9 protein-coding genes are annotated in these 15,812 nt (G+C 37.3%); 5 read left to right on the forward strand and 4 right to left on the reverse strand.

Annotation, left to right across the window (positions count from 1 at the left end):
- Nucleotides 1-166: 166 nt before the first annotated feature.
- Nucleotides 167-820 (reverse strand): S-layer homology domain-containing protein, encoded by a 654-nt coding sequence (locus MOK21_RS08410; RefSeq protein WP_249073483.1) that lies wholly within the window; start codon nt 818-820, stop codon nt 167-169.
- 65 nt (nt 821-885) lie between these two features.
- Entirely contained in the window at nt 886-4,365 is a 3,480-nt protein-coding gene (locus MOK21_RS08415; RefSeq protein ID WP_249073484.1) for a hypothetical protein, read from the reverse strand.
- A 512-nt stretch (nt 4,366-4,877) separates the two neighbouring features.
- Between MOK21_RS08415 and MOK21_RS08420 the strand changes: the two genes are divergently transcribed.
- Genes MOK21_RS08420 through MOK21_RS08430 form a run of 3 tightly spaced genes read left to right on the forward strand, consistent with a single transcriptional unit; the run spans nt 4,878 to nt 7,197 of the window.
- Nucleotides 4,878-5,555, forward strand: coding sequence for a hypothetical protein (locus tag MOK21_RS08420; RefSeq protein ID WP_249073485.1), 678 nt, complete (start codon nt 4,878-4,880; stop codon nt 5,553-5,555).
- Nucleotides 5,555-6,811, forward strand: a complete 1,257-nt coding sequence (locus MOK21_RS08425; protein WP_249073486.1) for an HlyD family secretion protein — start codon at nt 5,555-5,557, stop codon at nt 6,809-6,811. The genes MOK21_RS08420 and MOK21_RS08425 overlap by 1 nt, the downstream gene beginning before the upstream one ends.
- Nucleotides 6,812-6,852: 41 nt before the next feature.
- Nucleotides 6,853-7,197, forward strand: a complete 345-nt coding sequence (locus MOK21_RS08430) for a hypothetical protein (RefSeq protein WP_249073487.1) — start codon at nt 6,853-6,855, stop codon at nt 7,195-7,197.
- Here the strand turns inward: MOK21_RS08430 and MOK21_RS08435 are convergent.
- Both MOK21_RS08435 and MOK21_RS08440 read right to left on the reverse strand, forming a co-directional pair.
- Complete coding sequence (locus MOK21_RS08435) at nt 7,190-8,689, reverse strand: S-layer homology domain-containing protein (protein ID WP_249073508.1); 1,500 nt, start codon at nt 8,687-8,689, stop codon at nt 7,190-7,192. The genes MOK21_RS08430 and MOK21_RS08435 overlap by 8 nt on opposite strands.
- 283 nt (nt 8,690-8,972) lie before the next feature.
- Complete coding sequence (locus tag MOK21_RS08440; protein ID WP_249073488.1) at nt 8,973-12,011, reverse strand: S-layer homology domain-containing protein; 3,039 nt, start codon at nt 12,009-12,011, stop codon at nt 8,973-8,975.
- Between the two features lie 958 nt (nt 12,012-12,969).
- Here MOK21_RS08440 and MOK21_RS08445 point away from each other — a divergent pair.
- Together MOK21_RS08445 and MOK21_RS08450 are read left to right on the forward strand one after the other, a co-directional pair.
- A complete protein-coding gene (locus tag MOK21_RS08445; RefSeq protein ID WP_249073489.1) occupies nt 12,970-14,394 on the forward strand; it encodes an MBOAT family O-acyltransferase in 1,425 nt (474 codons plus the stop codon).
- A 10-nt stretch (nt 14,395-14,404) separates the two neighbouring features.
- Nucleotides 14,405-15,589, forward strand: coding sequence for an alginate O-acetyltransferase AlgX-related protein (locus tag MOK21_RS08450; RefSeq protein ID WP_249073490.1), 1,185 nt, complete (start codon nt 14,405-14,407; stop codon nt 15,587-15,589).
- Nucleotides 15,590-15,812: the final 223 nt, after the last annotated feature.

Consider the following 15,812-nt stretch of genomic DNA (forward strand, 5'->3'; position numbering starts at 1 on the left):
AACAACTACCTCCTCCTTCATTTAAATATGTATAGAACTATTTGATCTTCTTCGGGGGACGTGTGCAATTAGCACAACAAACATATCCATTATTACCCGATTTTACCTTTTACCTTTCAAAAAACCACCCTAAGATTGAAAATAACCTGAGAGTGCGTTTTCGTGTTTATTCAACGCTAATAATAAAGAAATCATCTTCTGTTTTTTGCAAAGTACGATAGATGAATAAGGCCATTTGACCGCGTCGGACATCTGTATAAGGTGAAAATGTCGTCGCGCTAGTTCCTTGTGTAATCTCATAATTTAATAACGTTTGAATATACCTATTAGTTTCATTATCTTTCGTAAAATCTAAAAATGGTGCAGATAATGTTGTTGCCTGCTGTAAATCAAAGCCAACTGTCAACATCTTTGCCATTTGACTTCGCTTGATAAAATGATTTGGATTATAATTTGTACCTTTTTGGATAATACCCTTTTCAGCAAGCGCGGCAATATGCCCGTAATATTGATGAGAGGTTGGTACATCACTGAAGCCAGGATTCACTACATTTTTTGTCTCCAATTTTAGAGCTTTAGCCAAAAAATATGCCGCTTCCCCTCGCGTTAAATTTTGATAAGGACTAAACGTAGTCGATGTTGTTCCAAAGACAATTCCCTGATTATATAATTCACTAACCGCCTTGTATAATTCTGCTTCGCTTCCGCTATTTTTTATATCTGTAAATGGCATTGTCGCTGCTTCTGCAGGCATTGCCACAACACAGGGTACAACTACTGCAGCGGTTGCTAAAGCCCATGCTTTATGTACCTTCTCCATCGACAAATTTATGCTTCCCTTCCTTATTATATATAAAGAAAAGAGGGACATGCCCTCTCTTCTTATTAATAACCTAATGTTTTTAAGTGGTCCTGTAAAATACGGTAATTATATACTAAGTCCTGCTGTTCAAGCGTAAGGGCGTCATATAGTTTTTGTGCAGCCAGTACTTTCTTCTCAAACGTTTTAGCGTCTGGATCCAATTCACCGATTGCATTTACTACTTTTAACACGGCCGCTACATCTTTTTCCGCTTTCTTTAAAGTATCGTAGTTAAGGACTTGTCCTTTTACTTTTGAGTCCAACGCTTTATATGCCGCAGAAGCATTCGCTACATCTTGAATATATGTGCTGGAAGTCGGATTTAGACCAGCAATAATCTCTACGACTTTCTTTACTTCACTCATATTTTTCTCAGCTTCAAGCAATACATTGTAATTGGATACTCTTTGCTTATCTGCAGTACTTAAGCTATCGTAATCTTTACGCACAGATTCTATCATGCCAAAATACATTTTATCGCTTGGTTTTAACGCTGCAATACTCTTATAAACTTTAATAACGTTATCTAATGATAGAAGCAACTGCTCGTTATAAACATATTTACGTTGAGTAGCAGTAAGATTGTCATATGCTTTTAAAATCTTTTGATATTGGCTGTCCATATTTTTCGATGTCATAAGTTTATCAATCTCGTTGACAACGTTAATGACAGGTTTAATCATTTTCTCTTGCTCTTGCAATGTTTTATAGTTTGAAACCGCATATTGTTGATCTTTTGGTAATGCATTATATGCTGCTCGTATCTCTTCAATACGTTTAATATATTGATTTGCTGGGACAGTCGGAAGCTCATCAATCATGCGCTGTACATTTCCTGCACCTAAGATGCTCGCTTCAGCAGCTTGTAATAAATTGTAGTTTGTGACATATTGTTGCATGTCATTCGCTAGGGCATCGTATAATGCTCGAGCTTGTACGGTATCCGTAGTGAACGTTTTACTTGATGGCTTTAACTTGCCAATTAATTCAACCACTTTGGCAGTTGGCTCATAGCTCTGTAAAATAGCAATATTTTTAACATATAGCTTTTGGTCCTTTGTCAGCTTATCGTACGCTTTTCGTGCTGAGTTTACTTGACTGACAAATTTACTTGTGCCTGGCTCTAAACCATCAATTTGCACCATCACATTTAAAATTGGTTTTACTTGTTTTTCGCGATCTGTTAATACCTTTACATTAGACACAAGCTTTTTCTGTCCGGATGTTAGTTTATCGTATGCAACACGGGCATTCATAAGCTTCGTTAAATAATCAGGGTCATCAGGCATTGCCGCCTCTATCAATTCAATCACTATAGCCGCAGATTTTAGCTCAGTCTCTGCTGTAACAAGCTTTTCATAGTTAGTGACAGCATTTTGCTTTTCTGGTGGTAATGCATCATAGTTTTTGCGCGCAGATTCTAAATCATTTAAAAATGTTTTACTTGTCGGCTTCAATGTTTCAATTAAGCCTATTAATGTAGCCACATCCTCAACCGCTGTTAGCTGATTGTAGTTTGTTACGCGTTTTTGCGAAGCAGAATCTAATGCATTATAAGCTTTTCGTGCGGCCAAAACTTTTTTTGTATAATCCTTACTTGCTGGATTTAAAGCGTCAATTGCCTTAATAACCTTCACAACATTGGCATTATTCTTCTCATAAGTTGTTAATGTCTTGGATTGTGTGACCAATTTTTTCACATTTTTATCCATTGCTTTATATTCAGTAGACATCTCCGCTACTTTCGCTACAAACGTAGCGTCTGACTCATTCGCTAAAGCGATAACACGCTCATCGAAATTTTTAGCTGTTGTAATATAGCGATTCGCGGTTTCAAGATCAACATAATTCGTGACAAGTTTTTGCCCCTCAGCTGATAGTTCCCCGTAATCTTTAAATAACTGCGTAACTGCCTCTGTATATGTTTTTTGCGATGGATTTAAGGCCATGATGCGTGCCACAACATCCATTGCCGCTACTTGATCATTCAACTTTCCAGAATGATAGCTTTTCACGGACGCCTGTTTTGTAGAATCTAACTTTAGGTAAGCCGTATTCGCTGCCTTTGCTTTTTTAGTATAATCTTTGGCAGTTGGGTCTAGCTTTTCCACAAGTGTAATTACATTTAAAACAGCTTTATGTGAAGTTTCCCAGCTTGTTAGCACTGACAAATTATTGACGATTTTTTTGACAGTGGCTGGATCTATTTTCGTTCCATCAGATGCTACAGGTGTATTGTAAGCAGCTCGTGCTTGCTCAATTGCTGTAATAATATCCGGTGCTTTGGTAATGCCCGCAATGAGTGCCTCAATTTCTTGCGCTACTTTGATATTTGCTTCAGCTAATGTTAAGTCAGCGCTATTTATTACGTAATCTTTTGTATCTAAAGTTGATAAGGCACCACTTATCGCCGCTACGGAAGTTCGATAATCTGCACTACTTGACGGTTTTAGCGCTGCAATTTGCTTGGAAATAGTAGCCGCTTCCTTAAACGGTTCAAGATCTTTATAGTTTGTCACTAGTCGTTTTGAGCTAGCATCTAGTTTATTAAAGGCCGTTTCAATCGATGCAACTTCACTAATAAAGCTTGTAGCAGATGTGAATTTTTCTGGACCTTTATTTTTCAGCAGTGTAATACTCGCCATTACTTTCTCCGCTGAAGATAAGTTCGCTACTACTTCTGTATATTTTTTGTAAGGTGTCACCGTTGCATTCGTTGGATTATAGGCTGTAATGATTTTCTTTTGATCTGCTGTGTGTTTGTTCAAATTAGTTGTTATTTCAGTAGTAGTTTCTGCAATTTTAGTAGCATCAGCATTTGGATCACTAAGGATGGATAAAAGTTTTTCCAATAAAGTGACTGAACCACTCACTGCATTTGCATCATCATTCATTTTGTTTAGTTTTGCAATATCTGCCCCGTTATTTTTGAAATACGTATTGCGATCAGGCTCTGGAAATTCATATTGGAGTGATGTACCTGTCACATCTTTAACGATAGCTCTAGCCTTATTGTTAGTTGCAGTATCAACAGCGTCTCTAAATGTTTTTTGTACAGATAAATAATTTCCCTCTTCTGTACCTAAAAATTTCTCATATCTAGTAAATACATCGTTTACTTCTTTCATGAAAGTTTTACTAGTATAGGAGAGACCATTAATACTTGCACCAATATCTTTGAGCTTTTTTAACAAAACAATTTGTTTTTCTATATAGTTATATTTAGCCGTAATAAAATAGATTTCTTCCTCATCAAAATTATCGCTTAAAAATGCTAAATCTCTCTTGGCAGCAGCCATTTCTGTCGCTCCAGATTTTTCAGATAGTTTGCCAAATTGTGCAATAGTTTGAGCTCTTGGATCTGTGACTGTTGCAGCTACATTCACATTAGCTTGTTGATTCTCCTGAGAGATTGTTTGAGGTTGTCCTTCTTGAGCATTGGCGATCGCTGCCGGAGTTAGTAATAGGCTTGTTATGACACCAACCTGTATTGGTTTCTTCAAAATGCCCACCCTTTCTTTTTATAGGTAAATTGTTATGTATCTTTCATTTCTAATTTGCTACCTTTAGTATCGGTGCATTTTATCCTATTTCAAGCTATTCTATAGAAGAAGCTATCCCCTTCACCAACGGAATAATATTTTTTTTTAGATTAAATAGTCTTTTTATAGGAAGTTATTGTTAGGATACTATATAATTGAATCATGTGCATTGATCTGGCAAAAATTTTGGCAAAATATGACCGATTGCAATAAAAAATGCTAATAGACTTTATATGTTAAAGATAGGTGCGAATATGGCCCACAATTGTCGAAAGCGAGATCTAAGCTTGTCTGCATGTACTTGCACTTTATATTTTCCAGGAAATATTTTGTCTAACATTACATAGAATGGGGAATAAAAACTTTGTATAATTGTCTAACCATAGCGATTAAATTAAACTACTATGTCATTTACCAGTAAATAGGTGCATACTACAACTTAAATATTTAAATTACGAGAAAGGGAGCTACATATGTTTTATCAATATAAGTTTTGGCACAGCTTAATGCATCCCGCTAACTTTACCCAAGCTGTTGAACAAGGAGAAATAAGAGGCTATAAAAAACGATCCTTCACAGTTTTCATACTCTTTATGCTTCTATTTATGGTTCGCGAGTTTTGGGGCATGGGTACCGAAAGCTTAACAACATTATTTGCATCGAATCATCCAAGTGAATACTATACAGCCCGTTTACTATCAATGGTTGGGGCTATTGCCTGGGGAGTTATCTATTATTGCTTCCATTATTACGGCATTACATACTTGTTACATCTATTTACAGACATTCCTTACAAATGGATTCAGAAGGTACAACTTTATGTAATGGTATTTTTACTTATTGAAAAGACAATTTTATTTGCCGTGTTTTATGCAGTTGGATACACGACAAACTTCTCCTTCTTTTCACTTGCACCTGTAGCACAGCAAGTGATTGATACGGATTTTGTACTATTTGCTATCAATCAACTAACCGTAGCAACGGTATTAACAATTATTGTGCAATACACGTTCCTTTCAAAATGGGAGGACTGGTCAGATCGTAAGGCCTTATTAGCAAAAATTATTGGGCTCTATGTGGTAATGGCTATTTTTATCGGAATGGTTAGTGCGTTACCACTACAAGAATGGATTACAAGGGGGTTAGGATGATGCGCTTTATTAAATCCAGACCTTGGACAATTTTAAGTATTATTGTGATAGCGTTATTAATTGGCGTAAATGCTTATTTTGTATTTAAGGATGATAGTAAAGTAGCCAGATCCTACTTTATCGATGAATTCCAAATAGCTGCTACTGGCGAACGTAAAGAGACTGTTGAAAAGGATGCGATTGTTGCACCTTCTCAAACTTATACGATTTCAGCAGATGCGAAAAGCCTTTCTGCCATCGATGCAACACGTGGACAAGAAGTACACGCTAATGATTTACTAGCAACCTACAAAACAGAGAAAGTTGACGGTGAATTAACAAAGCTTGAGGCTGAACGCACTGCCTACGAAACTGAATTAAGTGATTTAGAATCTGCGCTAGCGGAGATAGAATCTGAATACGGTGGAGCCAATGACCCAAAAAGCTCTATTAATACCGACCAAATTAGTGAAAAGTTAAACGTCTCTGTTAAGTTTGAATTAGGTCAGCAAGCTACTCCATCAACGGCAGTGGCCATACTGAATCGCCACATCGCGGAGACTAATCGTGAAGTAGCATTATTGGATGCACGCATAGAACAAATTAAAGCATGGCAAGGTGTTATTTGCCCAGTAGATGGTGTAATCTCAAAAATCACTGAAGAAGCTGGTACAGTAACATTTGAAATTTATTCAGCTGAAAAATCTATGCTCGCCTACTTATCCGAGGATGAATGGCAAAAGGTTGAAGATGGACAAACTGTTACTTTTAAATTGCCACATAACGACGGGGATTTATCAGGTACTGTCGTTCAAAAACAAAAGATAGCCATGAATACTGAATCACTTTGGGCAAATGAACTAGCTAAAACTGCCAAGCTACCAAAGCCTACAAGCTATGAAGTCATCTTGCATCAGGATGACATACTAGATAACATTCCATTTTCAACAGTTGGTAAGGCTGCTATTACCGTAAATGAAGCATCCAACGCGTTTAAGGTGAAGTCCGCATGGGTGAAATCTAGAAAGAACAATAAACATAGCATTTATACAATTGATGAAAACGGCAAAATACGCCTTGAGGATATCCAGGTTGCCTTTAAAACGGCCGATTCTACTATCTTCTCAAGCTATTTGGAAGCCGGCACACCAATTATTGCAAATGAACAACGCAATATATTAGCGCGCTCCTTCCGTTCAATCCCTCTCGAAAAAATTAAATGGCAAGATTTCAAAAAGATCGGTTGGAAAGACTACGTGAAATATATCGTCTTTTAGTATACAAGAACCTCCCCGAATGAAATTGGGGAGGTTTTTTGATGTTTATCGGCGATTTTCCCGGGGTTATCAGCGATTCTTCGTTGTTTATCAGCGAACCCGGGGTTATCAGCGATTCTTCGTTGTTTATCAGCGATTTACCCGGATTTATCAGCGATTCTTCGATATTTATCAGCGACTTACCCAGGTTTATCAGCGATTCTTCGATATTTATCAGCGAACCCGGGGTTATCAGCGATTCTTCGATATTTATCAGCGATTTACCCAGGTTTATCAGCGATTTTCCATTGTTTATCAGCGTTTCACCTGGTTTTATCAGCGATTCTTCGATATTTATCAGCGATTTACCCAGGTTTATCAGCGATTTACACCGTTTTATTAATTAAACGATGCATTCTCCATTTGTTCTTGGGTTACTAGTTCATAATTCATTGCTGTTATACCAGTTACCTCATGGATCATGCCATGGACATAAAGTTTTTCACCATTTTCCCCATTTAGACGAACAGAAAAAATAGCATTACCTTGTCCGACTTTTTTGACAGTGACGCCATCTTCTGAAAGCTCGACATCAACTATTTTATGATCATGCATTGCACCTGTGTATTGCTCGATTTTGAAATCTTTCACTTTAAAACCAATTTCACTTTTTGGAATGAACGCACTGTTTTTTTCAATCGCTGATGTTGTATACAATTCATAGCCATCAGATTCTGCATGGATACCTACCCGTGTCGAATGTCCGTTATTATCAGAAAGAGTCGCGATATAGTCACCTGCTTGTGATAACATCAGCACGTAGTTACCGCCCTTAGGAATTGTTTCTTCCTCCCAGCCATCAAATTTATATGGCTTATAGCTGAAAACTTTATCACTCACAGCATGACCATCAGCTGTTGTTAGCTGAATATTTTTCGGATCAAAGCCAAAATCTTGCTCTAAAAACAGTGCTGAACCTGGTGTAATTTCATCTGTTGGCTGACAGTTCATTTGTAATTTTCCATCTACTTTTGTGACATCAATTTTATATTTTTGCATATCGACAATTGCATAATTTCCCTCATTATCGATATTATAGCCAACAAGCATGAAATAGCCTGATCCTTCTCGTAACGCCTCAATTTTCACATCGTAATTTGTTCGAAGAATACGGAAAAATTCATGTTCTCCATCTGGTGTTAAATTATTGGTAGAATAAGCATCAATATTAGTTGAATTAAGCTCACGCGCAGTAAATGTTTGGATAGCTCGTTTCGCCTGAACAGCCTCAATTCGATGAATAAATAAAGCAAGCTGCGAACGATTCACCGTCTCTTGTACACCAAAAGTAGTTGGCGTTATCCCCTTCGTTATATGATTTTCAAACAATGGAGCGACTGCGTAATAGGCATCCGAATATTTTACAATATCCGTAAAGGGTAATGTTTGATCTGCTTCAGCCATTTCTAATTGATAAGCGCTTGTTAGCATTCGCGCCAATTGTTCACGTGTAATAGCTTGATTGACACCGAATCTACCATCAGCAAATCCTGAAATAATGCCTTGATTTGCTAAGACAGCGATTGCTCCATAATATTCATCGCTCGGCTTTACATCCGTAAATTTAGGGTCCTGTACATTTTTAGTATCAAGCCCTAAAAGACCTGCTAAAATCTTCGATGCCTGTCCACGCGTCACATTAGCAAATGGCTTAAATGTGCCATCTGCATAACCTTTAATAATTCCGCGTCCCGCTAAATCCTTTACCGCTACACCGTATTCCTTCGTGTAATCAACATCCGAAAATTTCTCTGTTGCCTGCGCAGACGGTACTATTACAATGGCGCTTGTCGCAAGAGCAGCAACTAATGCCCCCTGAAATAAAGTATGCTTATTCATCACCAGCTCAACCCCTTAACATATTTTGTCTATCATACTATGATAATATGTCGAGTAATACTAAAAGTTTCATAATCTTCTATTGTTATGTATTCTAGAATGTGTTGTTGAGCTTTTCTCCATGTTTTACTACAAATGGAAATAGCCCTAACATTTATATTAAATGTTAGGGCTTTAACTTCTATCTCCATCAAAAAGCCTTGTGACCATAATGAAACAAAAAGTTTCATCTAATCACAAGGCTAAGATACTAGTTCACTAGTTTATAGCATAATCCCTTTAATTAAGGTGCTGCTACAATTGTTACTTTTAATTCTTTTGTTGCGTTACCTACTTTAACTTTTAAAGTAGCTTTAGCTTCTGTAACACCTGATTTTAATGCTGCTGTTGCACCAGCAGTACCGTTATCAGTAATTGTTAAATCAGCCGCTTTTTCAGGTACGATTGTAACTGTATTTGCAGCAAGTGCTGTGATTGCTTTGTTACCGTATTGGTCAACAGTTGCAACGTTTACTACTGCAGGTGCATCACCTGTAGATTTTAAGCCTACTGCTATAGTTGAACCAGATACTAATGTAGCCTCTGTAATAGCTTTAGCTTGGTTGTAATCAGCTGCTGGTGCTGATGCTGTAAAGAAGAAATCTTGCGTTTTTGCAGCTTCAGCTGAAACAACGAATTTTTGTTCTAAGATTTCACCAGTAGCATTAACTGTAACTTTTAATGTGAATTCTGTATCTACTACTTTTTTAGCTGAATCTGTGTTTAAAGCTGCTTCTTCAACTTTTACTTTACCAGCAGTTACAACTTGTGGTGAATCTAATTGACCGCCAGTTACTGTCGCAGTATATTCGTTAGCTTCAAGTGCAACTTTACCACCGTTTAGTAAACCGTTAACTGTAATAGCTTTATCTTCGCCTGCTTTTGTTTTACCAATTTCAGCAATTTCATAACCGTTGTATTCTGTACCATCAGTTACTTGTACTTTTACTTCTACAGCAGAATCAATTGTGCCATTTTGAGTTTCAAGTGCCACATTTAAAGTCGCAGTACCATTTTTTTCAGCTTTCACTGTATTACCGTTTAATGTTACTACATCTGAAGTACCAACTAATGTAACTTTTACAGGCGCTTCAGAGTTTTTCATTTCACGACCATATTGGTCTTCAATGATTAAGTGGTCTTTCGCTGTAATTGTAACAGGATTTTGAGATGTTGAAATTACTAAAGGATTTTTAAGTCCACGAACAACAGTTGGTACTGCTTTTGCTTTAACATCTACAGTAATAGTAGCAACGTTGTAAGTTGAAGTTTGGAATACTAATGCTTGTGTTCCAGCAGTGTTAAATGTTGTTTTGTAGTATACTTGGCCATCTTTTACTTCAAGAGCTGATTCAGCAACTGTAGCACCACCAACTTTAATACCTTTGTTTGCATCAGCTAACACTTTTTTGTTAGTGATTACATTGCCTTCTTTATCAGTAACTGTTAATGGGATTAATGTAGCTTCTTCAGCAACAGCGATTTCTGGTTGAGAAACAGCGATTGTATTAGTTGTAGAAGTTTCTGCAACTTTAACAGTATATTTAGCTGATTGACCGTTAGTTGTTGAAATGAATAATACATCAGTATCGCCAGCTTTTAAGATAGATTTTAATGCAACTACTAATTTATCTTTATCGCCAATTTTAACTTTTTTAACAGTGTTTTCGATGTCTAAGTTTGTTGAGTTTGTGTTTGTAATTACTAGACCAGTTGCTTTAGCTTCGTCTGTAATTTCTTTACCATATTGATCTTTAAGATTTAATACGATATACGCATCAGAAGCTTTAGAAGCATCATTTAAAGCTACTTCTTCACCTTTAGCGTTATAAACACCAGCTACTTCGATAGAAGAAACTGTAGATTCAGCAGATAATTTTACAGTTTTTGAAACTGATGTGCCTGTAGCAGAATCAAATAATACTACTGGTACTAAATCGCCGATTTTTTTGCCTTCAACTACAGCACCTGATAATTTCACTACACCTTTAGCTGAATCAGCAACTACGTTAACATCATTATTTGTTTTTAAAGAAGTTGATTTTGTAATATCTGTACCGTATTGATCTTTAACTACATAACCAACAGTTGCAGTAGTACCAGCGTCGAAAGTACCGTCAGTTTTAACGGCTTTGTTAACTACAGCTACTTCGTCTAAAACTTCAATTGAAGTTACTTTTTGAGCTTCGATTTTAACTGTATTAGTTAATACATTTTCAGTTAAACCAGCAACGTTTACAGTGTATTCAGCTGCTTGGAAGTTTGTAGCACCTACTAATTGAACTGATTTTTTGTCATCAGCCCAAACAAGAGTTACGTTTTGTTTGAAAGAACCACGTAGTAATTCAACTTTAGCTTTAGAAGTATCTTCTATTGCTTTGTTAAATTGAACTTCGATTGTTTTAGCGTTAATTGCTTTTACTGAATCTAATTTAGCATCAGGTACTTCATAAGTAACTACAGCTGAATAAGATTTACCATCAATTTCGAAATCTACTTTAGTTTCTTTGTTTTCTGGAAGAGCAGTTTCTAATTTCACAGTATGTTTTGAATCATCAGAAAGTGTTACTTCTAATGTAGTTGCATCTACAACTTTAGCTTCTTTAACAGTTAAAACTTCTTCACCAACATTATCAATTGCACGGCTTAAGAATGATGCAAATTGACCGCGTGTTAATGTGTTTTTAGGATTGAATTGTTTAACGTTTGTAAGTTCAGCATATTCTAACGCGATGATTGCTTCGCGATTTTCTGCAGCTGTAGCTTTTTCTAAGTCAGTGATAGTAGATTTGAATCCAGCTTCTTTATATTCAGCTACTAAATCTACGTTATAAACTGTTTTGATCGCACGTACTAAAACTACTGCCATTTGCTCACGGCTCATGTTATTAGTGTGCATTAATTTGTTATTTGAGCCTTTGAATACGCCAGCATCTTTAACAAGTGCTGCATATTGTAATAACTCTTTGTCAGGTGTTGTTGTTGGTAAATCAGTGAAACGAGCTTCTGTTGCATAATCTGCAGGAATTTCGTAATTTTCTGACACTAACCATTTTCCTAAGAACTTAGTTACATTACCACGAGTAACTACAGCATTCGGTTTGAATGTGCCATCTGGGTAACCTGCTACGATTTTAGCGTCCGCTAATGCTAAGATTGCATCCTTGTGATCACTTTTTTCAATATCAGTAAAGCTAGCTGCGCTTGCTGCTGGTACGATTGCTGATGCTACTAGAGCTGCTGACGCTGCGCCGACAACCCATTTACTATATTTTTGTTTCATATGAAAATACCCCCTAGATAAATTAGCCAATATTTGTGACTACGAATTCATTATAAGATTACGAGATAATAAATTTCAAAATGAAATAACTGGAATGAAAATTGTGGTAACACCTGAATTTTAAAGGTTATTTAACCATTTTTTATGAAAATATAATTGTTGCTACCATCCTTAAAATTGACAGACAAACCTTACTGCCACAAGGAAAATATACCATCTTACCCATGTCATTTTTACCATCCAAATTTCTACATATTTCGACTTTCGCGCAATAATTGAGTAAAAACCAATAGTGAACAATTCGTGAATTTACGTTAAAATAGTGTAGGAAATTTATTCTTGTATTCCTTGAATCTAATATATTTTTACATAAATTTGATGTACTATGAGTTATTTGGTACATTTTATAAGCAATTATTTTTTTAATGATCGACGAAAAATGACCCATGTGATTTGCATTTTTTAATCAGCGAGTGTCGTGATACAGTCGGTGGTTTTTGGCATTTTATCAGCGATCTTCGTGAGTTTATCAGCGATTATTGACTTTTTATCAGCGGTATTCGTCTAGTTATCAGCGTTTCTATTTTTTTATCAGCGATTTTCACGATTTATCAGCGTTTCTACTTTTTATCTACGATCTTCACGATTTATCGGCGATTCTACCTTTTTATCAGCGATCTTCGTGAATTTATCAGCGGTTATTGACTTTTTATCAGCGGTATTCGTCTAGTTATCAGCGATTCTATTTTTCTATCAGCGACTGCATTGGTGCAATTAGCGATATTTGGAATTTTATCAGCAATTTTTGTGATTTTTCAGTGATTTTCGTGATTTTTCAGTGATTCTACCTTATTATTAGGGATCTTCATGATCTTATCGGCGATTTAGGCTTTTTATTAGCGATTATTCGCGATACTATAATGGATATAACTATTATTAGAGATGAGGATTTGAAGGAATGGTTTTTAGTAGCCTTATATTTTTATATGTCTTTTTACCATTAGTGCTCATTGTGTACTTCATCTCTCCGAAGATGCTTCGTAACACAATTTTACTTTTGGCCAGCCTGTTCTTTTATGCATGGGGGGAACCGAAGTATGTACTATTAATGATGATTTCCATTTTGCTGAATTATATTTTGGGGATTGTCATTGAAAATACGGTTTCGCAGTCTAAACGAAAAGCGCTACTTTGGCTTGTTATTGTGAGTAATTTGGCCATCCTAGGCTATTACAAATACGCCGGCTTTTTCGTGGACATTTTGAACAACTATTTGGATAAGCCTATTGAATGGGAGGCTGTACCGCTTCCGATTGGTATTTCATTCTACACGTTCCAAGCACTTAGCTATGTGATTGATGTTTACCGAAAAGACGTAAAGGCACAGCGTAATTTTTTAGATTTATCGCTTTTCATTACATTGTTTCCACAGCTTGTGGCCGGACCGATTGTGCGTTATCAAACGGTAGCCGAGCAAATTAAAAAGCGTTTTTCTACAGCTGAGGATTGGATGATGGGTACTCGTCGCTTTGTGCAGGGGTTAGCTAAAAAAGTACTTATTGCGAATCCGATGGGTGAAGTGGCCGACCAGGTTTTCAGTTTATCAGGTGGCGATTTAACAACAGGTACTGCTTGGATTGGGCTCTTTGCTTACGCGCTACAAATCTATTTTGACTTCTCTGCCTATAGTGATATGGCCATTGGTTTAGCACGAATTTTTGGCTTCCATTTTGAAGAGAACTTTAACTATCCGTACATTGCACAGTCCGTAACAGAATTCTGGCGTCGCTGGCATATTTCGCTCAGCAGCTGGTTTAGAGACTATGTCTACTTTCCACTTGGCGGTAGTCGTGTTAGCCACGCATGGAAACTATATCGAAACTTATTAATTGTTTGGACGTTAACGGGCTTTTGGCACGGGGCGAGCTGGACATTTATGGCATGGGGCTTTTATTACGGACTATTAATTTGCCTTGAAAAATGGGTGCTTTTAAAATGGTTGGAACGCGTACCTCGTTTCTTACGTCATATTTATACGATTACTTTCATTATGTTCGGTTGGGTATTCTTTAGAGCGAATGACTTTACATACGCCTTTGGATTTATCAAAACGTTGTTCGGACTATCCGATGCAGCACTGTATAATTATGAAACGATTTTGCTTGCAAAGGATTATGTCGTGTATTTTGTCATTGCGATTATCTTCGTTATGCCAGTTTATAGACTTTATCAAACGTGGAGCGAGCAAAAAGCGACGGCTTCCCTATCATTTGATTGGAGTCTACGCCTTGTACAATCCATTTACTATGGAGCATTGTTGCTCTTTATCACGATGTTTTTAGTGAACGCAACACATAATCCATTCATTTACTTTAGATTCTAGGTGGGACAACATGCGAAAAATACAAATGTATCTATTACCAATAACCTTTTTTTGCATCATTTTCGGTGGCTTCGTCGTGCACGTATTAACGGTGGATCGTCCACAATCTGAAATGGAGAACCGTACGTTAGAATCTGCAAATCTTTCGCCAAGCCCACAGGAAATTTTATCTGGGGCATGGTCAAAACAAGTAGAAACCTATATTTCCGATCAATTTCCTGCACGCGATACATGGATGCGTAATTATGTTTACTACCAACGTGCGATGGGGAAAACCTACTTAAACGATAAGTACGCAGTTGATGATAAAAGCGGCTGGATTATTTCAAAGCCTGCTGAAGAAAAACCGGATGAGGAGCTCGCTTACTTTGCTACTGATTTACAAAAGCTAAGCGAAGGACTAGCTGAAAAAAATATCCCGTTTACGTATTACTCGCTACCAGCAAAGGCGACTTACTCACGCGAGCCAAGCCCAAGCTATATGCCTGAGGACGCCGGAGTTGCCAATAATTTACGCCTTCATGAGTTTGTTACCGCTAAAGGTGTAGATAATGTTCGTCTCTATGATGAAATGAAGAATAACGACTTTTCTGCTGAACGTAACTTCTTCAAAACCGATCATCACTGGACAATACGCGGTGCATACTCAGGCTATCAGGCACTCATGAAAACAATGAGCGAACGACTCGGTGAAACGATTGAACCGATTCCATATAATGAAGCCAATACTTATTGCTTACCTAATAAGTTTGCTGGCTCATGGAATAAAATTTTGTACATGACCGTCAATAACCGCGATCAAGTTTGCTACAACGAGCCAGCTTCATTCGCAACACAATTTACAATTCATGTCGGTTCTATCGAGGATGGCGTCACAGCTCCGTACGACGCAGTATACGGCCGTGCTAAAAAGATGAGTCCTGAAACAGTCGTCAACTATGCCGAAGCCTATAGCCGCGACTTCTCAGAGCTCACAATTGTTAACAATCATTATGACAGCGATAAACATATCGTCGTCATCAAAGATTCATACTTCAACACTATTCAATTTCATGTGGCAAGTCACTTTAAAGAGTTAACGATTTTAGACTTACGTTATTTGGATAAAGATGCTATCTCTTATCTACAAAGCCTGCACCCAGACTACGTCGTGCTTGCTTACAATGACCGTAATTTAAGACTGATGCCAGAGTAACGATCGACATTTAGCGGCGCAATTGTTGATGTTGCCGGCGATTGTTCTGTCTTTTGCGGCGCTACTCTTACTGTTGCCGGCGTTGTTTTACCTTTAGCGGCGCTACTCTCGCTGTTGCCGGCGTTGTTTTACCTTTAGCGGCGCTACTCTCGCTGTTGCCGGCGTTGTTTCTTTCTTTAGCGACGCTACTCTTACTGTTGTCGGCGTTGTTTCTATCTTTAGC

The sequence above is a fragment of the Lysinibacillus sp. BPa_S21 genome (assembly GCF_023337795.1).
Lineage (GTDB): Bacteria > Bacillota > Bacilli > Bacillales_A > Planococcaceae > Lysinibacillus.

What these genes read in the sequence shown, in the direction of transcription:
- MOK21_RS08435 (WP_249073508.1), bottom strand. Translation starts at nt 8,689, where the DNA reads ATGAATAAGCATACTTTATTTCAGGGGGCATTAGTTGCTGCTCTTGCG.
- MOK21_RS08430 (WP_249073487.1), top strand. Translation starts at nt 6,853, where the DNA reads ATGTTTATCGGCGATTTTCCCGGGGTTATCAGCGATTCTTCGTTGTTT.
- MOK21_RS08440 (WP_249073488.1), bottom strand. Translation starts at nt 12,011, where the DNA reads ATGAAACAAAAATATAGTAAATGGGTTGTCGGCGCAGCGTCAGCAGCT.
- MOK21_RS08450 (WP_249073490.1), top strand. Translation starts at nt 14,405, where the DNA reads ATGCGAAAAATACAAATGTATCTATTACCAATAACCTTTTTTTGCATC.
- MOK21_RS08425 (WP_249073486.1), top strand. Translation starts at nt 5,555, where the DNA reads ATGCGCTTTATTAAATCCAGACCTTGGACAATTTTAAGTATTATTGTG.
- MOK21_RS08445 (WP_249073489.1), top strand. Translation starts at nt 12,970, where the DNA reads ATGGTTTTTAGTAGCCTTATATTTTTATATGTCTTTTTACCATTAGTG.
- MOK21_RS08410 (WP_249073483.1), bottom strand. Translation starts at nt 820, where the DNA reads ATGGAGAAGGTACATAAAGCATGGGCTTTAGCAACCGCTGCAGTAGTT.
- MOK21_RS08420 (WP_249073485.1), top strand. Translation starts at nt 4,878, where the DNA reads ATGTTTTATCAATATAAGTTTTGGCACAGCTTAATGCATCCCGCTAAC.